The sequence below is a fragment of the Pseudoxanthomonas putridarboris genome (assembly GCF_038321125.1).
In the GTDB taxonomy this organism is placed as follows: domain Bacteria; phylum Pseudomonadota; class Gammaproteobacteria; order Xanthomonadales; family Xanthomonadaceae; genus Pseudoxanthomonas_A; species Pseudoxanthomonas_A putridarboris.
Genome location: NZ_JBBWWT010000008.1, coordinates 1 through 25,712, shown reverse-complemented (window position 1 = coordinate 25,712; position 25,712 = coordinate 1). Strand labels below are relative to the sequence as shown.

The following is a 25,712-nucleotide window of genomic DNA, read 5'->3' as shown; positions in this document are numbered from 1 at the left end:
GTTGCGCGCGGGCGCTAGCGCTGCTGCTGCGCCGGGCGCGCGGACTTCAGCAGCGCCAGCTGTTCTTCGTAGGCGCGCGCGAATTCATCGCCGAACAGCCGGCGGAAGCATTCGTCCGGGTCGGCGAGCAGGTCCCGGTAATGATCCTTGTAGCGATCCCAGGCACGGTTCCTGGCAGCGAACGCCGCCCAGCGCGATCCGCCACCGTCCTCGGGTTCGAAGCGGGCGGGGTCGAGCCGCTCCATCAACCCGTCGAACGCCGCGCGCACGCCGGCCAGCAGCGCCACCTGGTGGTGGCGGATGTCGTCCATCGCGTCTTCGAGGGCGGCGGCGCCGGACAGGAAACCGCGGTTGGGTGCGGCCAATATCCGCTCCACCGCTTCTTCGGCGGTCGGAGCGAACTTCAGCGGATTGTTCTCGGTGCGCTGGATCACCGTGACCGGCAGGCGGAAGCTGTTCTTCAGTTCCGCGCGCGCGCGCAGCACATCCATCACGCCTTCGACGACGATCCGGAACAGTTCGTCCAGCGGTTGCGCCGCGGGCTGCGGAACATCGGCGGCGACGGTGCGGACCGGCGCAGCGGCCGCTTGCGGTGACTCGGCCTCCGCAGCAGGCGGCACCGGCAAGGGAACAACCGGTGCGGCGGACGGCGCCGACTGCGCGGCGGTGAACTGGCTGCGGGTGCGGTCCCAGTTTTCCGGAAGCACCGGCTCGGCCGCCACGCTGCCCGGCGACGGCGGCCGGAACACATCGGCGATGCCGGGCGAATGGTTCCAGCCGTGGTCGGCGGGTCCGGTCGCGACGGCATCGACCGCCTTCAGATGGACCAGCGGATCCAGCTCGGCATCGCTCTCCAGTCCACCGATGCCGATATCGATGTCCGGCGCCGCGCCGGCGTCGCCATCGGTGATCGGTACGGAACCGGCCAGCGACGGCCAAGGCAGTGCATTCCGCGATGGCCCGGTCTCCACTGCGGCGACGACCGGCGCGCGCGACGCCTCGGTGCTGCGCGCGTCTTCGTCCGCGCGCAGGTGGACCGCCACCTCGAAGGTGTCGATCTGCAGCCGGTCGCCGTCCTTCAGCGCCGAAGGATCGCCCTTGCCCATCGGCGCGCCGTTGAGCAGCATGCCGTTGGTGCTGCGGTCCTCGATGAAGTACAGGCCGTTGAGATAGCGGATGGTCGCGTGCAGCCGCGACACGCCCTCGGCGTTGAGCACCCAGTCGCACGTCTCCGCGCGGCCGATGCTGGCATCGCAGGCGTCGAATCGCCGGCTGCCGCGGCTGCCGAACCGCTCGGCCGGCTGTCCCTGCACCACCAGGGTCAGGCTGTGGTTGGAATCCATGATCCTGTTTCCTTCAATGGGCCGGGCCGTCCAGCAATCCGAGCGCATCGCCGATGAAGCGGTCGCGCCGGTCCTCGAACCGCGCGGTGTCCAGCGCCGCGAGGCCGTTGACCGCCGCCGTCGCGGCGATGGCGGTCAGATGGTCCGGCGCGGGCGATGGCGGTTGTCCCTCTTCGCTGAGGCTGCCGCCGGACCAGCCCGCCGCCGCCGCGATCCAGGCGCCGACGGAGCCGTAGTCGCGTTCGGCCGCAAGCCGCAGCGCCGCCCGCCGATGCGGCTCCGTGGGTTCCTTCGTCCAGGCCTCGGCCAGGGTCACGCCCTCGCGATCGGATGTGTCGAGGGGCTCGGCCCGTGCGCACTGGCACAGCCAGGCCACCGCGTAGCGCTTGGGCAGCAGCCGCATCAGCAACTCCAGCGCCGCCTGCCGATGGCCAGCGGCGACCAGTGCCCGCACCGCTTCATGCGGCATCGTTGTCTGTCCGATGCAGGCCAATGCCACGGCCGGGATCCGCATCTGCCGCGCGGCCGCCAGGATGATCGTCGCGTCCATGGGTCAGCCGATGATCGGCGGCAGGCCTTTCAGCACCGCCGGACCGGTCGCGTTCAACAGCAACCCGCCCATCGAGCGGACCACGGCGGCGGCGTTGGCGTTCACCAGCAGCGCCGCGTTCGACTTGATCGTCAGGTTAGCGCCCGCGCCGATGTTCGTCATGACGCCCGCATTCATGTCCACGCTCACCTGGCCATCGAAGGTCAGGCGGGTGCCGCTCAGTTCGATTTCGCCCGTTCGCTTCATCACCAGGCGCGCCGCGCCGGTGACCAGTTCGATCTCGCTGCCGGCCTCGATCCGCAGCGTCCTGCCGACCTTCAGGGTGTCGTCGCCGCCGATGGTATGGGTGCGCTCGCGCTTGATCTCGGCGGTCTCGTTGCCGTCGACGGTGGCGAAATGATCGTTCTCCACCTCGTGGCGGAGATCCTTCTGCGCGTGCAGCAGCAGTTCCTCGCTGCCCTTCTTGTCCTCGAAGCGGATCTCGTTGTAGTCCTCGGCCCCGCCCAGGTGGCTGCGGCTCTTCACCCCGCTCCGGGTTTTGTTTTCCGGCAGTGCGTAGGGCGGCATGTTGTCGGCGTTGTAGACGCTGCCGATGATCAATGGACGGTCCGGATTGCCTTCCAGGAAACTCACCACCACTTCCTGGCCCACGCGCGGGATCTGCACGGCGCCCCAGCGCTTGCCCGCCCAGCTCGACGCCACCCGCACCGGGCACGACGTCTGCGCCTTCGGCTTGTCCGGCGCGTTCCAGAAGAAGGTCACCTGCACGCGGCCGTACTTGTCCACCGCGATGTCCTCGGCGGTATCGCCCTGCACCACTGCGGTCTGCAGGCCGGCGATCACCGGCCTGGGCGCGGTCGGCAGCGAACGGAACGGCTGGCGGCTGGGCAGCGCGGTGAACCGGCAGGAAAAAGGCGGCCGCGCGGCCGCGTCGCCGGAGACGTAGTCCACCTCGACCAGTTCGATCTCGGTCTGGGTGACCAGGTATTCCTGGTTGTATTCGGCCAGCGGGAAATCCTTCAGCGTGAACAGCGCGCCCACGGCCAGGCCGCAGGCGTCGGTATGGCCGCGGTACTGCGACTGCGCCGCGCCCAGCGCCTCGGCGCGCACGCGCGCGTAGCGCTGCCCATCGGCCACGGTGACGTGCTCGCCCGGATAATCGAAGACGTCCAGGTCGCCGATGCCGGAACCGCCCACGGCATCGGGCGCTTCCTCCGTAGCCAGCAGCGAGGCCTTCGGCCTCAGCCAGTCGTAGTCGGTCAGCTGGACCCGGTTCGAATCGATGCTGCGCGCCGTTTCCCAGTCGGTGATGGAGTCCTTCATGCGACTGCCCTTCTGCCCGGGCGGGCAATAGGGGATCCGTTCGAACGAGGGCGCCGCGGCGTGCGCGCCCAGCGCATCGGCCAGCACCATCGTGTGCGTCGCCGCGCTGTGGGTGAAGTAGTAATAGATGCCTTCCTGCTCCATCAGCCGGCTGATGAAGTCGAAGCCGCTCTCGCGGTACTGCACGCAGTACTCGCGCGGAGGATAACTGCCGCCCAGGCCGAGCCTGACATCGGTGTAGCCGATTTCGGCCAGCACCGTGCGCACGATCTCCGGCACGCTCTGGTTCTTGAAGATGCGGCAGTCCTTCCCGTGCCTGAGCAGCCAGGGCTTGGGAACCAGCGTCACTTCGTACACGGCGTAGCGCAGGTCCTGGATCACCTGGAAGCCGGCCTGCGCCGCTTCGGCGACGATGCCGTGGAAGTGGCGGGTGTAGCCTTGCGCTTCCTTGACCGTGACCGACATCGGCCTGCCCAGCAACGCACCCAGGTCCACCGTGCTGTCCTGGCTGATGGCGCGCAGCTCGTACCGGAAGTCGTGACCCAGCCGCTCGTGCGCCTGCATGCGCACAAACAGCAGGCCATCGCCCAGGTCGGACTTCAATGTGATGGCGTGTGCCATGGCGTCGACGGGCCTAGGTGTACATCTGGTTGAGCATTGCCCGCAGCCTGGGCTCCATGATCGGCCCGCCTCCCGGCTTGCCCAGCAGGTAGCCGATCAGATGATGGTGGTCGTTCACATAGCGGGGATACGCATCGCCATCCTGGCCCGCGCCTACGGCTCTGGGCGCCATGTAGCCCCACGCCCCCACTCCGGCCGCGGCGGCGTCTCGGGTGTAGCTCACCCGGCTCTTGATCGCGCCGATGATGCCCGACGGGCGCGGCTGACCATAGGTGCCGTCGTCGTTGCTGACGGACTCGGAGATCTCCTGGTAGAGGCGATACACATCCTCCTTGGTGAGCGCGAATGTCAGGAATTCCGATCTCACTCCCTCGCTGCCGCAGATGCGCAGGAAGCGGATGGCCATGTCCAGGGTGATTTCGCCCGGGGAATCCTTGGCCTTCACAACCTGGCTGTGGTTCCCCGGCATCGGCAGCACCCCGGCCACGGTCACTGCGGGAGCGACCACCGCCGGGATCAGCGGCTTGAACCCTCTTCCCTTGAGGCCGCCGACATGCATCGCCATCACTTGCAGGTACCGCCTCACGTTGGGCGTGATCGCGTACTCCTTGGACAGTCCCCAGGTGTCGTGCCGAAAGGCGCCGGGCACCGGGTCGCCGGCGAAGATATTGACCTCGATGCCATTGAGCTTATTGTTCCGGTGCAGTGCCTGGGCCAGGCGCACGCAGGTCACGCCGCCGCGGCTCCAGCCCACCATGTTGATGCACGTCGGCCGCTGGTTGTGGTCGACCATGTATTCCAGGAAGGTGATCGCCTTCTCGATGTTGCGGCCGATGCCGTTGCCGCAGGCCATGTTGAACAGACGGGTCACCGGCCAGCTCGAGCCAGTATTGCCCTGCAGGCCATCGCCGGCCTGCACGATCCGATTGCTGGTGGGATCGTTGAGGGAACCCACGCCCTGCAGGAGCAGCTTGCCGCCATTGAAGGTGTGGCCCTGCCGATCGCTGGGCATCTGATAGTGCTTCTCCAGCACCCACACCAATTCCTTCTCCTCTTCGCCGTACTCCTTGCGACTGGCGCCTTTGAGCTTGACTTCGTCGGAGTAGGACTTGGTGCCGTGGCAGAAGATCGTCATTGCCGTAGACATGGAAACCTCCCTTGATGATTGTTGTGGTCCAGGGCGCCGGCGCGCGCCTGGCGCCGTCGTGCCGTGCGGGGGTCGCTAAGCGGATAGCCCGGGCACGTCCGCCAGCATTGGCCGGGCCTGTTCGAAGCGGTAGTCGAAGCCGCCTTCGCGAACGCGGATCCGCACCGCCGTCAGCGGGGTTCCCACGATCTCGGACAGGATGAATTCTCGGCTGATGTCCGGCAGCAGGGTGTGGGTCAGGATCGCATCGATCATCCGCCCGCCCGACTCGCTCTCGGTGCAGCGGCTGACCACCAGCTCCACTACCGCATCGTCGTACTCGAACGGAATCCGATAGCGCGCCTCGATGCGCTTCTTGATGCGGTCCAGCTGCAAGCGCACGATCTTCCCGAGCATCTGCTCGCTCAGCGGGTAATACGGAACCACCACCAGCCGCCCGAGCAGCGCCGGTGGAAATACCTTCAGCAGCGGCGCCCGCAGCGCCTTGGCCATGCCCTCCGGGTCCGGCATCAGTTGCGGGTCGGCGCACAGGCTGGAGATCAGCTCGGTGCCGGCGTTGGTGGTCAGGATGATCAGCGTGTTGCGGAAGTCGATGCGGCGGCCTTCGCCGTCCTCCATCCAGCCCTTGTCGAAGACCTGGAAGAAGATCTCGTGCACGTCCGGGTGCGCCTTCTCCACCTCGTCCAGCAGCACCACCGAGTATGGCCGCCGGCGCACCGCCTCGGTCAGCACGCCGCCCTCGCCGTAGCCGACGTAGCCGGGCGGCGCGCCCTTGAGCGTGGAGACGGTATGCGCCTCCTGGAACTCGCTCATGTTGATGGTGATGAGGTTCTGCTCGCCGCCGTACAGCGTCTCGGCCAGCGCCAACGCGGTCTCGGTCTTGCCGACGCCCGAGGTGCCGGCCAGCAGGAACACGCCAACCGGCTTGTCGGGGTTGTCCAGGCCGGCGCGCGATGTCTGGATGCGCCGCGCGATCGTCTTCATCGCGTGGTCCTGGCCGATGACGCGCTTGCCGAGCAGCGCGGGCAGATCGAGCACGGTCTGGATCTCGTTGCGGGCCATGCGCCCGACCGGGATGCCGGTCCAGTCGGCCACGACCGATGCGACGGCCTGGTAGTCGACGCTGGGCAGGATGAGGGGGCGCTCGCCCTGCAAGGCGGCAAGTTCGATCTGCAACGTCTTCAGTTCGTCCAATGCGGCATTGCGGGCGGCGTCCAGCGCCTGCGGCGATGCCGCTTCCGCTTCTGCCGTCTGCACCTGGTCCGCGCCATGGGCTTGCGCTTGCAACTCGCCCGCATCGTCGCCGCGCAGGCGCGCGCGCAGCGCCAGGATGCGATCGACCAGCGCCTTTTCCGCCTGCCAGGAACGCTCCAGTTCCTGCAACCGCGCCTGCTGCACGGCCAAAGCGTCGGCCGCCCTGGCCTCGCGCTCGTGCACGTCCACGCCGACGCGCTTCTCGCGGCCGATGATCGCCAGTTCGGTCTCCAGTGCCTGGATGCGCTTGCGGGTGTCGTCAACCTCCGGCGGCACCGCGTGCTGGCTGATGCCCACGCGCGCGCAGGCGGTGTCGAGCAGGCTGACCGACTTGTCCGGCAGCTGGCGCGCGGGAATGTAGCGGTGCGAAAGCCTGACCGCCGCTTCCAACGCCTCGTCGAGGATCTGCACGCGGTGGTGCTGTTCCATCACCCCGGCGACGCTGCGCATCATCAGGATCGCCCTGGCCTCGTCCGGCTCGCCGACCTGCACGGTCTGGAAGCGCCGGGTCAGCGCAGGGTCTTTCTCGATGTGCTTCTTGTATTCGGCCCAGGTGGTGGCGCCGATGGTGCGCAGGTCGCCGCGCGCCAGCGCCGGCTTGAGCAGGTTGGCGGCGTCGCCGGTGCCGGCCGTGCCGCCGGCGCCGACCAGCGTGTGCGCCTCGTCGATGAACAGGATGATCGGCTTCGGCGAGGCCCGCACCTCGTCGATGACCTGGCGCAGGCGGTTCTCGAACTCGCCCTTCATGCTGGCGCCGGCCTGCAGCAGGCCGACGTCGAGCGTGCGCAGTTCCACGTCCTTCAGCGGCGGCGGCACGTCGCCGGCGGCGATCTTCAGCGCGAAGCCTTCGACCACGGCGGTCTTGCCGACGCCGGCCTCGCCGACCAGCATCGGGTTGTTCTGGCGGCGGCGCATCAGGATGTCGACGACCTGGCGGATTTCCTCGTCGCGGCCGATGATCGGATCGATGCCGCCGCCGCGCGCCTGCGCGGTGAGATCGATGGTGAACTGCCGCAGCGCCTGCTGCTTGCCCATCTGCGCAGGCGCCAGCGCGCCGCTGGCCTCGCCCGGCGCGGCGCCGTGCAGGCCGAAGCCGTCGGTGGCGCGCTGGCCGTCTTCCGGAGAGCCGGCGGTTATCGCGGCGAAGCCGTCGGCCAGCGCCTCGGGCCTGGCCTTGGCGAACTCGGCCGAGATCGCCAGCAGCGCGTTGCGCAGGTGGCGCGTGCGCAGGATGCCGAGCAGCAGGTAGCCGGTGCGTACCTGCGCCTCGCCGAACATCAGCGTGGCGTAGACCCAGCCGCGTTCGACCGCTTCCTCGACGTGGCTGGACAGGTCGGAGATGGCAAGAGCGCCGCGCGGCAGCCGTTCCAGCGCGTCGGTGACGTCGCGCGCCAGCCGCGAGGCATCGATGTCGGCGTGCCGGGCGATGCGGTGCAGATCCGAGTCCTGCAGTTGCAGGATCTGGTGGATCCAGTGCGCCAGCTCGACTTCAGGATTGCCGCGCAGCTTGCAGAACACCGTGGCGCTCTCGATGCCGCGGTAGGCGATGGCGTTGAGTTTGCCGAACAGGGCGCTGCGGCTGATGTCTGTCATGGGGCGTGCTCCAAAGAGGCGTGTTCCAAAGAGGCGGCGATGCGGCGATGCGAGGAGAAAGGCATGGGTGGGATGTCCACGTTCACCCGCTGGGTTCGAAGACCAGCGCGTCGGCGTCGGCCGGCCCGGCGTAGCGTCCCAGCCAGCCGGACAGCCCCAGGCGGCCGGCCTTGCCCAGATGGGTCAGCGGAACTTCGTCCTTCTTCAGCACCAGCTGCACCTCCCAGGCCTTTTCATCGCCCACGTAGGTCCGGACCGCGGCGGCCAGCTCCCGCGACGCGTCGCTGCCGGGCAGGAAGCGGCGGTACTGCGCATGGCCCATCGGTCCCAGCCGCAGGCGGAAGCGCTGCTGCGCACCGCGCACGTGCGCGCCGATCACCGCGGTGCGTCCCAGCCCGGCCATGCCGCCGCCCAGGCGCAGGTGCGCCTCGGCCGGCAACGGCATCCAGGCGGCGACGAATTCGACCACGCGCACCGGGATGCGGAAGAAATGCTCCAGGAAGCTTTTCAGGCCCTCGGCATTGCGCGCCTGGGCGACCAGGCGGCCGGCGAAATGGCGCTTGTAGCGGTCCGGCAGCGCATCCCTGTCTTGCAAGTACGGTGTGGCCAGGCCGATCAGCGCGCCGACGTAGGTGCGGAACCGGTCCTCGTCGGCACGGTCGGCCTGCACGGTCGGCTGCGCGTCCGCCCAGGCACGGTAGAACAGGCTGAGCATGCGGTGATGGAACACGTCGGCGAAGGCGGCCAGCGTGGGGTCCTTCGCATTGCGTTGGCGGTCGATCGCGTACTCGGTCAGATGCAGCGGCAGCGGCGCGTTGGGTCCGAACAGGCCCAGCAGCAATCCCTGCAGGCGTGGCGGCCGGCCCGACTCGCCCGGCACCAGGCGATCGATGTCGCGCGGCGCGAACGCCAGCGTGGCGGTATGGCCCAGGCGCACGAAGTCCTCCGCCGGACGTGCCGAGCGTCCCAGCCGCGGCCGCTGCGGGAACGCGCATTCCAGCCGGCGCAGCGCTTCGAAGTACTCGAAGTCCTGCGGCCGCCGCTGCAGCGCGTCCAGCAGCGCTACAGGATCGGGCGCGTGCCGAGTCGTGCCGGCCATCGGGCCACCTCGTTGCGTTCGTGGGTGCGCAGCACCGTCTCGGTGAACGAATTCACCGAGACGTAGCGTGCGAAGAAGTGCTGCAGGACCGCGGCGAGCAGGAAGGCGCCGGTGCCTTCGAAGGCGGCGTCCTCGCAGGTCAGGACGATTTCCAGACCGCGGCCGTAGGCGATCGGCCCCGGTACCGGGATACGCCGTACCACCGGTTGCGCATGGACGCGCTTGAGCCCTTCGACCTGGCGACGGGCGGCGGCATCGAATTCGTCGTGGTAGAGCGTCAGCATCTCGCGCAAGGCGGCGGCGCCATCCTCGCCGCCCGCGTCCAGCAGCGACAGGTAGTTCAGCTGCAGGTGGCTGAGCAGGCGCCAGGCGGTTTCCCCGCCGGCGGCCGGCGCGCGCGGCCGGGTGGGCCCGGCGACGCAGCGGATCGACGCCACCGGGGCATCGGTGTCCAGGGTGAAATCGGTGCGCGACTTGCCCACTGGCATGTGCAGCGGCAGGTCACGATTGGTGCACAGCAGTTGCATCCCCAGCTGCCGCAGGCGGCTGGAATACGGCGCCTGCTGGCTGTCGACCAGGGCGATGAACAGTTCGCTGCCGACATAGCTCGAACGCGCGCCCTGCCGCTTCTGCCGCGCCGACGCCAGGCGCGGTTCGCGGCGCAGCGTATAGAAGGCCGCCTGCGCGCCATGCCAGTTGGATTGATCGCCGCCGTAGAAGGGCTGGAACCGCTGTTCCGGCTCCTGGCGGTCGCCGAACCCTTCCACCTGCTGCACGCTGTGCACTTCGAAGTCCATCGGCCGGGTGCGGTCGCCGAGGATGTGGTATTCCGCGCTGCCGGGCTGCAGATGGATGCGGTCGGCGCGGCGCGGGAACAGGTTGATCGCCGGCGCGCAGAACAGCCGGAAGTTGTCGGCGCTCACCGCGTCGTGCAGTCGCTCGACGCTGCGGTCCAGCCAGACGACGATCTCGAACTCGCTTCCGCGCGCCCGCGACAGCGCGCGGCGCAGCCCGGTGAACGCGGCGAACAGGAACCGCTCGGGACAGGCGAAGTATTCCTGCAGCAGCCGGTAGCCGCTGAACGAGCGCCCGGTGTACGGCAGCAGCGCCTCGTCGTCGGAGAACCCCCTGCCCTGCAGGCAGGCGGCATCGAACGATGCGCGCACGTCCATGCCGCCATCGGCGCCGGTGGCGCGCACGACGTAACCCAGCGCATTGCCCAGCAACTGTTCGTACAGCAGCCTCGGCAGTTCGTCGGTGCCGGCCAGGAACACCGGCAGTTCGTCCAGCGTCAGCATGTCCAGCCCGACGCCGACGTTGGCCGCGAACTTCAGCCGCAGCGCGGCGCGGACGCCCCGCCCCTGCGGCACTGCGATGCCGGCGGCGGCGATGGCCGCGGGCGTTTCCAGATAGCGGGCCTCGGTGAGCGCAAGCGGCCACAGCGTCACCTCGTGCGCGGTGCGGTACTCGCATGCGGTGCGCTCGCCATGGCCGACCAGGCCGTGCAGCGGCGTGTGCCGGGGCACCGCATGCCCCTCCGGCGCGACGCCCTCGGCCGCATCCGGCTGCAGCTGCACCACCGCCATCGACGGCACCGGCGCCAGGAAATGCGGGTAGATCATTTCCAGCAGATGCTGGGTGAACACCGGATGCTGGGCATCGAGCTTCAGCTGCACGCGCGCGGCGAGGAAGGCGAAGCCCTCCAGCAGCCGCTCCACGTACGGATCGGCGCACTCGAAGCCTTCAAGGCCCAGGCGCCCGGCGATCTTCGGATAGTCGCGCGCGAACTCGGCGCCCATCTCGCGGACATGCTGCAGTTCGCGGTTGTAATAGCCGATCAGGCGCGGATCCATCGCCGTCACTCCTGGCCCTGGGCGAACTGGAACCTGCCGGTTTCCAGGTCAACCTCGGTCTTCAGGTAGAGCGTCAACGGCAGCGGCTGCGCCCACATTTCCGACTCGATGTGGAAGCGCAGCGAATGCCGGTCCATGCGCTTGGCATCGGTGTCGACGCCGACTTGCAACGTGCTGCCGGTCAGGCGCGGCTCGAAGCTCAGGATCGCCGCGCGGATGCGATTCTGCAGCGCGCCGGCGTCGATGCCGGACAACACCGAACCGGCCAGATCGGGAATGCCGAAGTTGAGCGTCGAGCGCTCGACGTGCGGATGGTCCGCCAGTTCCCCGTCGGGCCAGCGCTGGGTACAGTTGAGCAGCCAGGCCAGATCGCGGGCGACGCACTGGCGCAGCCGCGCGGCGGTGATCACGCGCTTGTCGCGGCTTTCTTCGCGCTTGTCCGGCTCATCGTCGGTCAGGCGATCCAGCAGCGAGGGCTGCAGTCGTTCCTGGGTGGTCAGTTCGGCCATGACGCGGGAATTCCGTTCAGGCCGCGTCGAAAACGAGGGTGCGCGCATCCAGCAGCGGATAGTCGCCGGCATCGGTCGCCAGCATGCGCTGGCCGCTGCCGACGAAGTAGCCGCCGCCGATGTCCGTCCAGCCGGTGCGTCGGGCCAGCAGCAGGTCGCCGTCGGCGGCGCGTTCGGTCGCCGGGTACCGGCCCGGGACGAAACCGGTGGCGCGCCCGCCGTCGGCCCAGGTCACCTGCACCGGCGCCCAGATCACGTCGCGCAGGTCCTGCGGCGGTTCGAAACTGAGTTCGCGCAACTGCGAGAACGGCACCCAGGCGTAACCGTCCCTGAGCACGATCTCCAGGCACGGGCCGAAGCGCGGATCCGCATCGGCGATCCATTCGAAGCGGGTGCCATCGATGCTGCCCCCGATCGCCTCGGCCTGCTCGAAGGCCAGGCTTCGCGATCGCGAAGCCTGAAGGTGATGGCCTTGCAGGTTCCAGCGCAGCGCCTGCAGCAACTGCGCCTGCCATTGCGCCGGTTGGCCGATCATCGTCGGCGTCCACGCACCGGCCAGGACTTCGCCGCGCTCGCGTTCGGCATCCAGCACCACGTTATAGGCGTTCGCCAGCAATGCATTGCGCGGGTCGAGTTCGCCGGCCGCGCGCAGTTGATCGCGCGCGCGGTCCCATTGCCCCAGTACCGACAGCAACTGGAACAGGAACACGCGCAACGCCGCATTCGCGGGATCGCGGCGCACCTGCGCGGCCAGTTCGCGCATGGCGTCCTCCACGGCGCCCGACTTCAGCAGGGCCGCCGCGGCATCGTGCGAACGGACGGCGTTCATCCGAGGGAAACCGTCGCGTCGGCGCAGGGGCGGAACGGCGGGCGCATCAGGACTTCTTCACTTCCTGCATGTTGTAGGTGAAGTCCTTGGCGCCGCCCTGCTTCTTGCCCTTGTCGTCCTGCGGCTGGAACGAGTACTTGAACTTGCCGAAATGCAGGGTGATGTTCTCGGTCAGCCGGTCCTCGCCGCCGCTGCCGCCGGTGGAGACCGACGTCACCATCACGCCTTCGCTCAGCTCGATGGTCAGGAAGTCGGTCTGCTCGCCGGTGGCGTTGGTGACGTAGAGCGTGGCCGTTTCGACGCGCGCGCCGGTGCAGCACGCGTTCAGCAGCGCGTTGGAGCACGAGTCGACGTACTTGGTGATGGAAATGTCCTGGATGTTCGCCTTGCCGCCGGCGGCGTAGCCGGCGCCGGTGTGCAGGTTGCCGGAATTGCTGGCGCCCCACGACCAGGCGATGATCGGCACCTCGTCCTTGTGCTTGTCGTGGTTGGACGCGCCCTTGATCTCGACTTCGCCCGAGCCGAACTTGAGGTGCATATCGAATGCCATGGTGGATCTCCGGATGTGGTTGTCGCGTTGAGGGATGGCCGTCGCGGTCGCCGCGGCGGCGATGAGGTCTTGGGCCGATGCGCCGCGCGGCGGGACGCCGCGCGACGGTTCCGGATCGTGGTCGGCGGATTACGCCGGCATGCGCACGGCGGCCGCCGTGCCGGTCAGGCCGCCTGCGCCGAGGGCAGGCGCGAGACCAGCCGCAGCGAAACGGTCAGGCCTTCCAGCTGGTAGTGCGGCTTGAGGTAGAACTTGGAGGTGTAGTAGCCGGGATTGCCTTCCACTTCTTCGACCACCACCTCGGCGGCGGCCAGCGGCTTGCGCGCCTTGGTCTCCTCGCTGGAGTTGGCCGGGTCGCCGTCCACGTAGTCCATCACCCAGTTGGTCAGCCAGTTCTGCACCTGCTCGCGGCTGCTGAACGAACCGATCTTGTCGCGCACGATGCACTTCAGGTAGTGCGCGAAGCGGCTGCACGCGAACATGTAGGGCAGCCGCGCGCTGAGCGCCGCATTGGCGGTCGCGTCGGGATCGTCGTATTCCTCGGGCTTGGCCAGCGACTGCGCGCCGATGAAGGCGGCCATGTCCGAGTTCTTGCGGTGCACCAGCGGCATCAGGCCCATCTTGTCCAGCTCGGCCGAGCGCCGGTCGGTGATGGCGATCTCGGTGGGACACTTCATGTCCACTCCGCCATCGTCGGTCGGGAACGTATGCGCGGGCAGCCCCTCCACTGCTCCACCCGACTCCACGCCCCGGATCCGCGTGCACCATCCGTACATCTTGAACGAACGGTTGATGTTCACGGCCATCGCGTACGCAGCGTTCTGCCAGGTGTACTTGGACGAATCCGCGCCGCTGGTGTCTTCTTCGAAATCGAACTCTTCCACCGGATCGGTCTTGGCTCCGTACGGCAGGCGCGCCAGCGTCCGGGGCATGGTCAACGCCATGTACTTGGCGTCTTCGCTTTCCCGCAGCGAACGCCACGCGGCGTAATCGGGGGTGGAGAATATCTTGGCCAGGTCGCGCGGATTGGCCAGTTCGTTCCAGTTGTCCATGCCCATCAGCCGCGATCCGGCCGCGCTGATGAACGGCGCATGCGCGGCGGCGGCGATCTGCGAAATGCCGCGCAGCATCTCCACGTCCTGCGGGCTGTGGTCGAAGTAGTAGTCGCCCACCAGGCATCCGTAGGGTTCGCCGCCGAGCTGGCCGTACTCTTCCTCGTAGATCTTCTTGAAGATCGGGCTCTGGTCCCAGGCCGTGCCCTTGAACCGCTTCAGCGTCCTGCCCAGGTCGTGCTTGGAAAGGTTGATCACGCGGATCTTCAGCAGCGTGTCGGTCTCGGTGTTGCCGACCAGGTGGTGCAGGCCGCGCCATGCGCTTTCCAGCTTCTGGAAATCGGCGTGGTGCATGATCAGGTTGAGCTGCTCGCTGAGCTTGCGGTCGATTTCGGCGACGTAGGCGTTGATGGTCTGGGTGACGTCGTCGGACACGATGTCGGACTGGCCAAGCACCTGCTCCGCCAGCACGCGCACGGCCGATTCGACCTCTTCGCGGGCGCGGTCGCTCTTGGGCTTGAATTCGCGGGTCAGCAGCGAGGCGAAGTCGCTGCCGCTTTCGGTCGTCGCGGCGACTGCCGCCTGCTCGATTGCCTTTGCGTTGGCCATGGCGGCGTCCTATTCCTTGTCCGTGCCGGCATCGCCGGGATTGCCGGTATCACCCGCCTTGGGCGCCGAGGCCAGCGCCTGCAGCAACGCCGGGTCGCGGATGGCCTGCGCGATCAGCTTCTCGGCGCCGGCCTTGCCGTCCAGGTAGGTGCCCAGGTTGGCCAGTTGCGTGCGCGCCTCCAGCAACTGCGCCAATGGCGCGACCTTGCGCGCGACCGCGGCCGGGGAGAAATCGTCCAGGCCCTGGAAAGTGATGTCGATCTCCAGGTTGCCGTCGCCGGTCAGCGTGTTAGGCACCGCGAAGGCGACCCTGGGCCTGACCGCCTGCAGGCGGCTGTCGAAGTTGTCGACGTCGATCTCCAGCGCCTTGCGCTCCTCCACCGGCGGAAGATCCTCGGCATTGGCGCCGGACAGATCGGCCATCACGCCCATCACGAAGGGCACCTGCACCTTCTTCTGCGCGCCGTATACCTCGACGTCGTATTCGATCTGCACGCGCGGGGCGCGGTTCCTCGCGATGAATTTCTGGCTGCTCTGTTTGGCCATTGCTTTTCCGATGGTCTCTCTGCGATGCGATGGCCATGCGGCCACCGGCGAAATCCGGACGGACGCCAGGCGCATCCAGGGCAGGCCGCACGCGTACGATGCCGGCGGCCCGCTCCGGATGGGCGCGCCTTACGGCGACCGCCTGTCCGTCTACCCGGCGATTGTCGAGGCCGCGACCCACGGCATGAAATCGTGCGTGCGTATACGACCTATCGACCCGGCGCATGGGAGGCCGTCATGGATTACGCGCCGGCGCCGGCCACGTGCCCTCGACGTTCACCGGCGGGGGATTCGCCTGGCGGGGATTCCCGCAAGGCCAGTCACCCGCCGGTTCGGTATCCTGCCGGGGCTGGCTCACCCTCAAGGCCGGCAGCTTCTGGCCGGCGGCGCTGGCGCATGGCGCCGTGAACTCGGTCCCGAAGGGTGTGATCGACACTCTTCAGCTGCTCGTGCCGCAGCTCTACGCGGACCTGTTGCGTACCGGGCTGATCCTGGCGGTCGGCGTGGTCTGTGGGTGCCTGCTCAGGTCCCGGCAGGACTGGGAACGGAACCCCTTTCCACGGGAGGAGACGTCGCACGGGATCGGCGGCGCCGGGTGGTGCTCGGCCACTCCATCCTATGTATGGCTCCTGGTCTCGGCTTCGACCGCAGTGACGCCACTCAAGAGTTCGATGATCGCGACAGCAACAAGCTTTTTCTGCCGCGAAAGTCGGCCCAAGGCAACGAGTCCGCGACTCTCCAGTTCATCCTGTGCGAAGTCCTTGAGAATGACGGCCTCGCCGAATGCTTCCTGTCCCAATCTCGCGGGGCCTCGTCCGGTTGCCAGCCACTCGAAGCAGACTCCGGTTTCCAGGGCAATCTGGATGAGATGCGAGACGCTCGGCGTTGTCCCGAGCGCGCTCTCCCATTGACTCACGGCGCTGCGCTTGACATCGATGCGTTTGGCCAGCTCCGACTGCGTGATCCTGGACAGGGTCCGTGCGCGTCGGATTCTCGTGGACAGGTTCACCATGGCCCACCTCCTGGCAAGGCATGTGTTCAGCCGGACTGACGGTGAAGCAACGCTAATCCAATCCTGTAGAGCCATGCTTACCGCCTGTCGCCGTACGTGTTATTTCCACGCCATCGCACGCAGTGCGTCATCCGGGAAAGCGCCGCTTGACGGCGCGGGTGCCGATCCGGCCGACGAGCGGTGCGATCCGGTAGCCGACCAAGGGCCGATTACACGTGATCTCCGGTGAGCGAATCTCGCTCGACATAGGAGGTCAACATGCGCATCATCGGCTGGCGTTACATCTGCCTGTTTCGCGACCCAGTAACGCGGATCTGCCTCTGGGTCATCAAGATCCCCATCTTCGTCCTGGTCAAACCCATCTTCGAGCCGCCCAGCCCGGATCCTCCGTGGCTGCTGGGCGAAGGGATAAGGCCGGAGCTGACGCACGACCTGCAAGTGCTCGCAACCATCGATGCGTTGGCGCAAACATTGTCGGAAGGGCCGCAGAAGGCATTGCTGGAATCCGTCCAGGGACAGTTCGATGCACTGAAGCTGCCGGAGGGCATGAAGGTCCTGTCCCAACGCGACCTGCAGGAAACCAGCGCGAAGGGCTAGCCCTCGTCCATCTCGGTTGCACGGCCGCTTCGCGAACGACCGGAACAGGTCCGTGGAGCGGTCGGCCGTAACTGGAATGGCATGGCCTGCAGCCTGTCTTGGGGGCTCACGGCATGCCGCCCAGCAGCACGCCCGTGGGGGCGAGCTGGACGATCAAGTACGTGGACGCGATCACCATGGCATCGTAGCGATCAGTACGGCTCACGTTCTCCTTGGAGAACCTGGGCTTCAGTTCGTCGCCCAGCGGCGGCAGTTGGACCGCGCGCCGCTCGGAAGGATGCGGCGCGCCTCCGGTGTGCTCGCACCGCCTCTCCTCCTTGGGGACGGTTTGACCTGCCCCCACTGACTCCTAATTTTTCAACCTATGAGTCTGACGCAGGAACTGAGACGGTGTGGGTCTTGCCAAAAGGCGCTAGTAATCACCCCCGTAGCTCAGAGGATTGTCTCGACGTAGAAGGCCAACTCGTCTAGCGAATGACAGGCATAAGGCGCCAGTTTCGGAAAGACGGATAGCCATAAGGGGCTAGAGCCACTATTCCGCCGACAAACCCCATATCTATCAAAGCGTTAGGTCAATGTAATTGCTTGCTTTTGGCTGGGCCTGAGCGCACACCTCACTTCATTCGGCCTGGCGCCCGTTGTCCTTGCGTCACGCGCTGTATAAGACGCCACAAGACAGCCGCCTAGGAGCCTTCGCTGCACCCGACTTCCCGGCTTACCGTGGACCCGCCCGCCCGCCCGCCCGCCCGCCCGCCCGCCCGCCCGCCCGCCCGCCCGCCCGCCCGCCCGCCCGCCCGCCCGCCCGCCCGCAAGGCAAGGCTGCACTAGTGGGGAGAGCAATGCCGGCCTATCTGTGCTTTAGCTCTTTGGAGCAAATTTCCTCGCCGCGAGAGTTGCACAAGGTCGTCTTAACTGAATGAACTCCCAGCTCTACCATGGCAAAGTTAGTGCCCCTAAAAAAGCGGATTTTCTTGTCAAAATTGCATCTCTTCAGATGCATCTTGGCGCCATGCTTCTTGGCATCTTCAATAACCTTACTTATAACTTCGTCGTTCCTAGCCGCCGATATGGACTCAAAGCCGTTCTTGTCCACCTCCCAACAAGCGGAGATGATCTCTCCGTGCTCATCAAGCAGAGGGAGAACGCTCTGAACAGTGGAGTAGTTCTTCGCTGGACTAGATGTTATCTGAAGAACTTTCAAACTCTTCCCGTCGGACCGACAGATAGATCCGTCTATTGCGAACCCATAGTGAACATCGCCACACAGTATCACTACCCCTTTGGCACTGGTCCGATCCATAAGTACATCAGCAAGAGTTACCCATGACTGAGGGAAGTTGTCCCAACTCTCTCTATCGAGTATCCGCGCTCCAACACCTCGCCCGCCAAGCCTTTGCGCCCTCTCTACTCCAGGACGCGCCAGAACTGGAGTACCGACTGCAAGCACAGCTAACTCCCCTTTCTCAAGCCTTGTAAGTACACTTTCAATTTCCGTTCTTGCGCACAGAACAATCTTCTGCTCTTCGTGAGACAGGCAGGGTTCCCGACCACTCTTGCTATGGTCGGCCACCCACATGCGATCTCGATACGGCACACGTTTCGTTCTGCAATCAAGAACGGCTACTTCCTTAGTTCCAGGAATGACGAAGCTCATGCTGTGCTTCATAAGAGCCAAAGCGGATTCCCTTGCCGATCCGATCAGGTCCTTCCGGCACTCTTTAGCTGCGAGAGACGCCATATCCCATGCGGCCGCATCGGGTTCATTTCCAATGATCTGAAATATGTAGCAGCCGAGAAAGGCGTTTCCCATAAGCCATCGGCAAACCGCACTCTTCTCACAAGCCGAGCTCCAACTGGCATCTATGTTCCAGTCGTCCGCCACCTCATGATCATCAAACATCATGTAAGTTGGCACTGTGGCCATGAGCTCCATCCAGGCCTTGTTCTCATTAACTATTCGCATCCTGATCTTTTTATCACTAACAAACCTCTCAGCAAGTCTGGGGGACAGGCCCAGCAGGTAGGCGGATACAATCTCTAGGTTTGTAAGTAGCCTCACCTCACCCACAAGGTCCATTGGGGTGCCGAGCACCACCCGCCGGCGAACGCCGTCCGGCACGGAAACTTCTTGCCCAAGATGCTTAGCAAGCGCAACTACATCCTTAATGCTACTTGAGCTCCACTCATCCGTGTATATCTGATCTCCTGCCAACAGAAGCCTTATGGCGCCCCAAGGATTCTTTTTTCTATGGCTTTCAATAGCAGCCTTTGCCCCCAAGACGGCGTCAGTCTGCTTGTTTTCTAGAGAGCGGCAAGACATCTGGATAAGCAGGCTAGATTCACCCGCCGCTGAGAATGGAGAGGCGAACTCGATCCAATGCGGGCGCTCAGCAACTAGCAAGGAGACTTGAGAATTGATTGCCTGCTGAAGAGGTTCGTTATCACTTTGAATTCTGTATCGGATCTTTGTCCCGGACGGAATTCTCTTCCCTGCAGGTATCCTGATGGAAAGCCAGTGCGCGTACACGCTACTGGAAAGTTCGATCAAAGCATCTGACCTAACTCCCGAAAGAGAAATCCATTTAACTCCCTTATATGATCGATCAAGGTATTCAACCTCTATCTCTGACTTGGCGGCGGAGTCAGACACGATGAATACAGTTATTGAGGTCTCATCAACCCTTCGTAGGATGGGCCCAGCATGAACGGACGGCATCGTCGCTAACCTACGTCTACAGACTCATAGAACACTCCAGTCAGCGGATCCGCCGCAATCTCCACCTCTGTAACCGGGTACAGCGCTATCGGCAGCAGTATTGGGTCGGGCTCAGGATCCAATGGAATCACGGGCGAGACAACCGACTTATCTACATCTTCAGGGCCGAGGCCTTCCGCTGCAGCAGCCCTCTCCATTCGCCAGCGCTGCTCCAACTCTTCAATTACGTCGCTCGTACTTTGCGCAACCACACCGGAAGTAGTTCCTTCAGTATTGGTATAGAGCTTCCTTATCAACTCAATCGCCCGTCTCTCACACCCCTTCGCGATCGGCACTACCACCTTTGCTCCTGGCGAATTGAGCATCTCATTTCTTCGACCATCGCCGTCTAGCTGCATTCTCCATCCAAGCGAGTAGCCAGCCGGCCTAGGGTTAGACTCACCTAGCAAGTCATACTCACGTGCTTGTGTGTCAACGTAGGCATGCGCGCCGAAGTTTCTTGATCCCATTGACCACGGATACAGCGTGTAGAAAGCTGCATTTATGTCAAACAGCGACACCAGATCAGACAAGGTTTCCCGATACCACGTCGGTTTATCCTGGGCGTTAAGGCTGGAAGTAACTCTGCGCAACAGTTCATCACGCTCTTCCTGCCGGAGATCACCGGGCTCCCGCCTCTGAACTTTGTCCATCTCAGCAAGTAGCGCGGCGTACTTTGACGCATAAGCGGACAACGTCGGCTCGACGGTCTCTGAGTCCCAAACTACAAGATCACTGGGATCTGTCCACATCAAGTACGAGGTAGGGAGATAGAGGTCTAGTTTTCCTGGAGGGCTTCCGTTCGGATGACTGAAACTAACCATCTTTGCTGTATAGAAAATCTCCATCTCTCGTTGCTTTAGCGTTCTCAACATGAGCTTCACACTGACAATCGCGTAAGCTCCAATGGCCACGTTGTCGTATGGAAGCCTGATCAGTGTCTCCTTGCTTCCGTCTTGGAAGCAAAGCGTTAGCGCTTGTGCGTACTCGTCGATTCTCTGCTTTATCAAACCGGTGCTCGAGTCGTCCACTTTCGTGAAATCTACAGCAAGCTTATGGCCTGAGAACGGGGTTCTTCGAATATGACTCTGGGCGTCTTGTATGAAATGCGCAGGAAGGAATTCATCGGTTATAAGCCTCGATGTTCCGAGGCCACGACCAGGCTCCGATACATAAGTCTCCCAGCCAAGTCTTGGACCCATGTACTGCGTGCAAACGCTGTACACCTGCATCCCTCGCCTCAGTCCAAAGTGCTTAGAATTCAGCTTATCGGTGTTTTGTATTACACGCCTGTATACCTCTCTCGAAGTTATCTCCTCAGTCCTCTTTATACGGACTGAGTAGCTCTTCGCCATCTGACTCTGAACTTTCGTTCTCGCCTGACTTAGAGTGCGCTTCATCTTTTCCGAGCTATCGGTTTGTGAGTTGCTTACGCTCTTCGTCTGCGAAAGCCCTGCGCTAACGACGGCATAGGAGGCGCCGATGTTCATGGTGGTCGATGAGGTCTCAGTTCGCTGCACTGTGCGAGTCACTCGGTCCGTGAACTCCTGTTCCAGCGCATCCTCGCGCTCTGAGGATGTGCTGGCGTCAATTCTTGACTCACTTTCTTGCTCCACGGTTGATCGCTTGGCGATCTCCACCGCAATCTCGACTGTCTCTTCGGGGCCTACTGACAGGACCTGCTCGTACGGCCCAAGCTCAATGCCCGCCTGCGAATAGCTAGATCGATACTCATGTAAAAGCCCAGCCCTTACATGTCGCAGCATTGGTATAACTGTATCGTCAAAAGTATCGTCTGGAGTTTCGATCCCCTGATATGTCGCGGCAAACATTACCTTTACGGGTAACGCGGTTGGTTTGACTTCAATGGGCATGTCGATTCACCTTCTTGAGAGCGGGCCGTAGGATCTTCCACAACCCTCAGCCCCAACCTGGGGAACGTGAGTGTTGTGTCCGCGAGAAATGATTCTTGTAAGGCACTAAAAGTGTATCCATAACTATGTGTTGTGTTTCTTCACTCGGTCGACCATTCGAACAACGCACTTAGTACTGGATGCCAAACGCATGCGCAGCGTCGAGTTAGTTCTCGTTTCCCCAAAGTGAGATCGCAGCGGCAGACTCAACCAATCCAAACCTGCAGCCGGACGCGATAGCGAAACTCCTTGCGTGTTCGTCATCGGGCACCGCCTGCGAGGACTCTTGGAGCTAGCCTTTCGTCCGGCTGAACGGTCCAGAACGGGCCTGTCGGACACCGTTCGTCGTCACATCTAGTAAACGCATGTACCTTTTAATGAGGTAGTTTTCATTACCGCGTCTGTGAGCCTTGAGCTAGGATCAGAGTCCATTCGCCCGCCAGTCCGTGATGTGCTCATGGCTGCTGAAGTTGAGGTGATCTTTCAAAGTCTGCTAGTACTGGGTTCTGATGAACTAGATGCCGCGGTTCGAGTGCAGGATCACCTCGCTACGATCCGGCCGTTGCCGGCATGCCTTCTTTACTTCTTTCAGCACCAGCGCCGATCCTGCGCGCCGTCAACCAGCCGGCGATCTCGCCCTACAAGTTGATACCCCACTCAGGCACCAGCCATCGCCGGTCGGAGTGGTAGTAGGCTTCACTTGAGCGCTCCCCTTCAAACGGCTTGGGGCAACTAGCCCCTTGTATCCCGTCTGGCTCAGTACGTTAGCTGGTCATTCCGTGGCGGGTGCACAGCCATCTAGGGGGACTAGTAGTCAACGAGCCGGCGCCGATATCCCGGCCATAGAGTAAGCGGCGGACCGGCGCTTAGGTCGCGAGCTGATCCGGGACAAAGAACTCGAACGTGCTCAATGACTACGAGGTCATTTCGCAGTTGTTCGCTAAGGCTCTGCAACACCAAAACCTTCCTTGGCCGCTTCCCAGATACATAGATTTACCTGACATCAGCCGATGAGCGGCTTCCTCACCCCCTATAGATACCCGTTGCTTGGATCCAAGAGGCGGGCAAAATCATGCCGGGGGTCAAAACGAAAGGCGAAGCCTTTGTGGCTGTCGGGTCGATCAGGCCGCTTGAGAGGCGCGAACCAAGGTGGGCGAATTCCAAGCATCGTCCAGAGACCAACCAAAATCAGGGGAGATGAAGTATGTCGTGGAGGCTTTCCGCAACCTGGCTCATAGTCCTGCTATCCGGGCTGACGGCCTGCCGGTCAATTCCGGACAAACAATGGTCGGTCCCCGACGGCGACGCCCCGGACGCGACATCTGGCATCCGCGTCATCCAGATAGATGAGGGTGTTCCGAAGGGCGACTCGCAGCGTTCGGGTGAGTTCTTCAACGCGGCGGACTTTGATGCGCTGAAAGCCTGGCTCGAACGTGGGAACGGCGCCCCGATCGTGGTCTACATCCATGGCTGGCACCACAATGCATCAGGCAAGAAGGACAACCTGCCAAGATTCAAACAATTCATCACCCAGTTGGATCGAGACATCTGCGACGTCGCCAGGCTCGCCAAGTCTGCCGCGAGCTGCACCCAAGTTCAGGGCATCTATGTCGGCTGGCGCGGAGACTCGCTCGATCCGTGGATATTGCCGGATATCCTTGATGTCGGCACGTTTGGCGGGCGAAAACGCGCTTCGGCAAGGGTCGGCACAGGGGACCTGCAGCGTATCCTGAAGCTTGTATCCAGCTTCAAAGACCGCGATTTGTTCGTCGCCGGCCACAGCCTAGGTGCTAACGCCCTGTATCACGCATTCGATCGACTCAAGCCGGAGGTGGGAGACGGCCACAACTACTTCATGCTCAATCCTGCCACCACCTCTGCTGAGTTTGAGGCGTTGTCCAGACGAATCGCGCCTGCCTCGCCCAGTTCCAGCAGCCTAACTGGACTTCGCGAGGCCCAAGAGCGTGTTCAGCGCAGGGAGCATCGCAAGCTGATGATCATCCAGGCGAAGAACGACTGGGTCGTGCGGAGTCTATTCGGAACAGCCTATGGCCTGCCGATTGGCTTCGATGAGGAGCGACGCACCCACTTCGCTAACGCAGCGCCGCTCTCCGCATGCCCCAAGCTTGTCGGCAAGCCTCCCGGGAACTACTGCCGGTTTACTCTAGAGAGCGGACTCACAATCAAGGCCGACGCAGCGTCCGAGGATCAATGCGAAGTCTTGTTTGGGCAGTCAGTATGGATCGTAGAGGCAGATCGCAGCCTGTCGTCTTCGCACGGGGACATTTGGGATACCGAACAGCGGTGTGCGCTCTCCGAGCTAATCGCAAAGCGCATCAACCGACTGCAGGGGTACTAAGATTCAGGTCAGCATGATGAAAGTCAGTCGAGCGCTTGCTCGTGACACGGGCACGCGCGGCCGGCAAGCTTGTAATAATTCACGTTAAGCCAGGGGTGGCCATGGGGGACTGGGACTTTCTTTACGAGATGCGGGAGCGTGGCTACAGCTCGCAGGATATCGCCGATGCTGCAGGCTCCGGCGCTGCCCCTTGGGAGTGGAAGTACATCGACCGAGATTGGCTAGCTTCCGAGCTGGATGATGAGCCTGGTGATGAGTTCGATGACATCGAAGCTCATCTTCCGTTCCAGAGTCGCGAAGGCTTCCCATTCAGCGTCGTCCAGCAGACAGAGATCTTCCTGGATCTGGTGGACTGCGCTCAGCGTCATTTCGAGAACACCGGCCGCTACCTGCAGGTATGGGGCGAACTCGGCGAAATCTACGCTGAGATCAAGTTTGGCTTACGTCGTCATGGCACGCACCAGGCGGGATCTGACGGCACCATCGCCGGCAGGCGGGTGGAGGTCAAGACTATTTCGCCAGAGAGATCTTCCGATCGTGTACTTGTCAAGAGCCAAGGGGACTTCGAGCAACTTCTCATCATTCGGATCGACCGGAACTTCCAGTTCAAAGGCAAGCTTTTCGAGCGCAGCCAGCTTAGAGGAGCGACCGGAAAGTTCCTCAAGGGACGGCTTACGGACGATGACAGGGGAACTGATGAAGCAGGACTCGCCTGAGCTACTCATGGGCTTGCACGCCTCTACAGGTTCGATAACTTTCAACTGATGCGCACAACGAAAAAGGATCAGAAGCATGGCTGGAAAGGAGAATGTTGTGCAGGGCGCAATCGTGGCAGCGCTAGAGGTCTATTGCGACAGAAACTGGATAGGCACTGATCTGTTCGCACCTTATGCGAATCAGCAGGGCGCCGCCTTCAACAAATACTGCGCCGATCTCATAGTTAAGCTTTCGACGTCAAAACTGATTCTCCTTGAGATCAAGGAACTTGACGTAGACCCTAAGTACGGGACCCAAATACTCCCTTCTTACAACCCAATCCAGCATGTTCATGACTGGAAGCTGGAACTAAAGGGGGTGCCGATTCAGTATGCGTATGCCCGCGTCGACGACCTGAGCTATCTTCGGCAGCCTCGCGAGCGACAGTGGCCTAACACCACGTTGTTTGAAGTTTACTTGTGTAAACCTAGCGAGCTTTTCGGGAGTATGGCGAATCTTCTAGCTCAAGATCCTGACAGTGCCGAGCACAGCAATCTCCTCGAATGGCTTCTCCTGGATCGGAACTCCAGCTCGGCCACCACCGCGGCACAACTGATTAATCATCTCCTGAAGCTGAGTACTCATCAGCTCAGAAACAAGATCCTGATCTTGGCTTCCGTGATGCCCGGCGGAAATCAAGTTATGACCATATCAGCATTAGCAGCTAGAGAACTTCTGGAAAGCAGAGAAGGGCTAGATGAGGCGTTTCGATCCTTGAGCCGAGATCTGCCTCAAGACTTCCTAGACGCAGCCCGATCAGTGTTAGCAAGTGTAGTTAGATCAGAAAGAAGGCGAGGGACGATAGCTCAACCCCGCGGCACGGGCCAATCCTCACCTGAAGAAGAGGCGCTTAGGGAGCTTGCGCAGAGAATAGAAGATCGGATAAATCAGCAAACTGCAGACGATTCTGGGGATCACACTCCAAAGCCACGTGGCCCTCGAACTTGACTGCCTCTTCCAAGACCCTACCCGGCTCGGCTCCCTCCACAACTTCCACTGCTACGGTATGGCAGCGCGCTCGTCGCTACCATTTCTGACGTCACTAGAACGCTAGCGGCGCCTATGAGTTCTGTTCGATCAGCCAGCGCATGAACCCCAGCTCGATGACTTGTTCAGTGATAGCTTCCGAGTCCATCAAGTAGACCCGCTCGTCGGCCGTGAGGAGCGGTTATGCGCTGCTGTGGTGCAGAAAGAAGCCGCGGGTGTACACCTGTGAGGCGTTGAAGCTCTCAACAAAATCATCCAGCTCACGCTGTGTTGCCGAACGATTGACTTGTACGACGGCTAGCTCATTGGTGAGCGGATGCTCCAGATGGAAGTCTGGCCTGCTGCCGATTTCACAGACACCTAGTTTAGGTGCAATGATGAAATCGGAGGTGGTAAATGGCAAAGCGGACGTTCACGCCCGAGTTCAAGCTTGAGGCGGTAAAGCTGGTCCGGGA

Annotated in this window: 21 protein-coding genes; 4 read left to right on the top strand and 17 right to left on the bottom strand. The window is 63.2% G+C overall.

Translation table 11 applies throughout. The features are described from left to right. Positions 1 to 14: 14 nt before the first annotated feature. The 13 genes from tagH to AAD027_RS15170 form a co-directional block, all read right to left on the bottom strand. A complete protein-coding gene (gene tagH, locus AAD027_RS15230; RefSeq protein ID WP_341726878.1) occupies positions 15 to 1,343 on the bottom strand; it encodes a type VI secretion system-associated FHA domain protein TagH in 1,329 nt (442 codons plus the stop codon). 13 nt (positions 1,344 to 1,356) lie between these two features. Beyond that, positions 1,357 to 1,893, bottom strand: coding sequence for a DUF6931 family protein (locus tag AAD027_RS15225; protein ID WP_341726877.1), 537 nt, complete (start codon positions 1,891 to 1,893; stop codon positions 1,357 to 1,359). 3 nt (positions 1,894 to 1,896) lie between these two features. Continuing rightward, positions 1,897 to 3,837, bottom strand: coding sequence for a type VI secretion system Vgr family protein (locus tag AAD027_RS15220; RefSeq protein WP_341726876.1), 1,941 nt, complete (start codon positions 3,835 to 3,837; stop codon positions 1,897 to 1,899). 13 nt (positions 3,838 to 3,850) lie between these two features. Next, on the bottom strand, positions 3,851 to 4,984 hold the full coding sequence (locus AAD027_RS15215; protein ID WP_341726875.1) for a hypothetical protein: 1,134 nt from the start codon (positions 4,982 to 4,984) through the stop codon (positions 3,851 to 3,853). Positions 4,985 to 5,059: 75 nt separating this feature from the next. Further along, positions 5,060 to 7,831 (bottom strand): type VI secretion system ATPase TssH, encoded by a 2,772-nt coding sequence (gene tssH, locus AAD027_RS15210; RefSeq protein ID WP_341726874.1) that lies wholly within the window; start codon positions 7,829 to 7,831, stop codon positions 5,060 to 5,062. 82 nt (positions 7,832 to 7,913) lie between these two features. Next, complete coding sequence (gene tssG, locus AAD027_RS15205; RefSeq protein WP_341726873.1) at positions 7,914 to 8,930, bottom strand: type VI secretion system baseplate subunit TssG; 1,017 nt, start codon at positions 8,928 to 8,930, stop codon at positions 7,914 to 7,916. Then, positions 8,894 to 10,783 carry a type VI secretion system baseplate subunit TssF gene (tssF, locus tag AAD027_RS15200; protein ID WP_341726872.1) on the bottom strand — a complete coding sequence of 630 codons (1,890 nt, stop codon included), beginning with the start codon at positions 10,781 to 10,783 and terminating at the stop codon, positions 8,894 to 8,896. Before tssF ends, tssG begins: the two co-directional genes overlap by 37 nt. A gap of 5 nt (positions 10,784 to 10,788) precedes the next feature. Beyond that, complete coding sequence (gene tssE / locus AAD027_RS15195) at positions 10,789 to 11,292, bottom strand: type VI secretion system baseplate subunit TssE (protein ID WP_341726871.1); 504 nt, start codon at positions 11,290 to 11,292, stop codon at positions 10,789 to 10,791. Positions 11,293 to 11,308: 16 nt separating this feature from the next. After that, entirely contained in the window at positions 11,309 to 12,121 is an 813-nt protein-coding gene (locus AAD027_RS15190; RefSeq protein ID WP_341726870.1) for a type VI secretion system accessory protein TagJ, read from the bottom strand. Between the two features lie 46 nt (positions 12,122 to 12,167). Next, on the bottom strand, positions 12,168 to 12,671 hold the full coding sequence (locus AAD027_RS15185; RefSeq protein ID WP_341726869.1) for an Hcp family type VI secretion system effector: 504 nt from the start codon (positions 12,669 to 12,671) through the stop codon (positions 12,168 to 12,170). A gap of 164 nt (positions 12,672 to 12,835) precedes the next feature. Next, complete coding sequence (tssC, locus tag AAD027_RS15180; RefSeq protein ID WP_341726868.1) at positions 12,836 to 14,332, bottom strand: type VI secretion system contractile sheath large subunit; 1,497 nt, start codon at positions 14,330 to 14,332, stop codon at positions 12,836 to 12,838. A 9-nt stretch (positions 14,333 to 14,341) separates the two neighbouring features. After that, on the bottom strand, positions 14,342 to 14,878 hold the full coding sequence (tssB, locus tag AAD027_RS15175; protein WP_341726867.1) for a type VI secretion system contractile sheath small subunit: 537 nt from the start codon (positions 14,876 to 14,878) through the stop codon (positions 14,342 to 14,344). Between the two features lie 616 nt (positions 14,879 to 15,494). Continuing rightward, positions 15,495 to 15,890, bottom strand: a complete 396-nt coding sequence (locus AAD027_RS15170; protein ID WP_341726866.1) for a helix-turn-helix transcriptional regulator — start codon at positions 15,888 to 15,890, stop codon at positions 15,495 to 15,497. A 258-nt stretch (positions 15,891 to 16,148) separates the two neighbouring features. Here AAD027_RS15170 and AAD027_RS15165 point away from each other — a divergent pair, with 258 nt between their 5' ends. Beyond that, positions 16,149 to 16,487 carry a hypothetical protein gene (locus AAD027_RS15165; RefSeq protein ID WP_341726865.1) on the top strand — a complete coding sequence of 113 codons (339 nt, stop codon included), beginning with the start codon at positions 16,149 to 16,151 and terminating at the stop codon, positions 16,485 to 16,487. A gap of 106 nt (positions 16,488 to 16,593) precedes the next feature. Here AAD027_RS15165 and AAD027_RS15160 read toward each other — a convergent pair whose 3' ends face one another. The 3 genes from AAD027_RS15160 to AAD027_RS15150 form a co-directional block, all read right to left on the bottom strand. Further along, positions 16,594 to 16,830 (bottom strand): hypothetical protein, encoded by a 237-nt coding sequence (locus AAD027_RS15160; protein WP_341726864.1) that lies wholly within the window; start codon positions 16,828 to 16,830, stop codon positions 16,594 to 16,596. A gap of 504 nt (positions 16,831 to 17,334) precedes the next feature. Further along, complete coding sequence (locus AAD027_RS15155) at positions 17,335 to 19,137, bottom strand: metallophosphoesterase family protein (protein ID WP_341726863.1); 1,803 nt, start codon at positions 19,135 to 19,137, stop codon at positions 17,335 to 17,337. Between the two features lie 71 nt (positions 19,138 to 19,208). Then, positions 19,209 to 21,116, bottom strand: a complete 1,908-nt coding sequence (locus AAD027_RS15150) for a hypothetical protein (protein WP_341726862.1) — start codon at positions 21,114 to 21,116, stop codon at positions 19,209 to 19,211. A gap of 1,243 nt (positions 21,117 to 22,359) precedes the next feature. On the opposite strand from AAD027_RS15150, the gene AAD027_RS15145 reads away from it, so the two are divergent. The 3 genes from AAD027_RS15145 to AAD027_RS15135 all read left to right on the top strand — a co-directional run bounded on the left by AAD027_RS15145 (position 22,360) and on the right by AAD027_RS15135 (position 25,218). Then, positions 22,360 to 23,514: a hypothetical protein gene (locus AAD027_RS15145; RefSeq protein ID WP_341726861.1), complete on the top strand. Its 1,155-nt coding sequence runs from the start codon at positions 22,360 to 22,362 to the stop codon at positions 23,512 to 23,514. 101 nt (positions 23,515 to 23,615) lie between these two features. After that, the gene (locus AAD027_RS15140; RefSeq protein WP_341726860.1) at positions 23,616 to 24,230 is read left to right on the top strand and encodes a DUF6998 domain-containing protein; all 615 of its coding nucleotides are present in this window, start codon (positions 23,616 to 23,618) and stop codon (positions 24,228 to 24,230) included. Positions 24,231 to 24,306: 76 nt separating this feature from the next. Then, positions 24,307 to 25,218, top strand: a complete 912-nt coding sequence (locus AAD027_RS15135) for a hypothetical protein (protein ID WP_341726859.1) — start codon at positions 24,307 to 24,309, stop codon at positions 25,216 to 25,218. A 220-nt stretch (positions 25,219 to 25,438) separates the two neighbouring features. Here the strand turns inward: AAD027_RS15135 and AAD027_RS15130 are convergent, their stop codons facing one another. Continuing rightward, entirely contained in the window at positions 25,439 to 25,660 is a 222-nt protein-coding gene (locus AAD027_RS15130) for a hypothetical protein (protein ID WP_341726858.1), read from the bottom strand. Positions 25,661 to 25,712 lie beyond the last annotated feature (52 nt).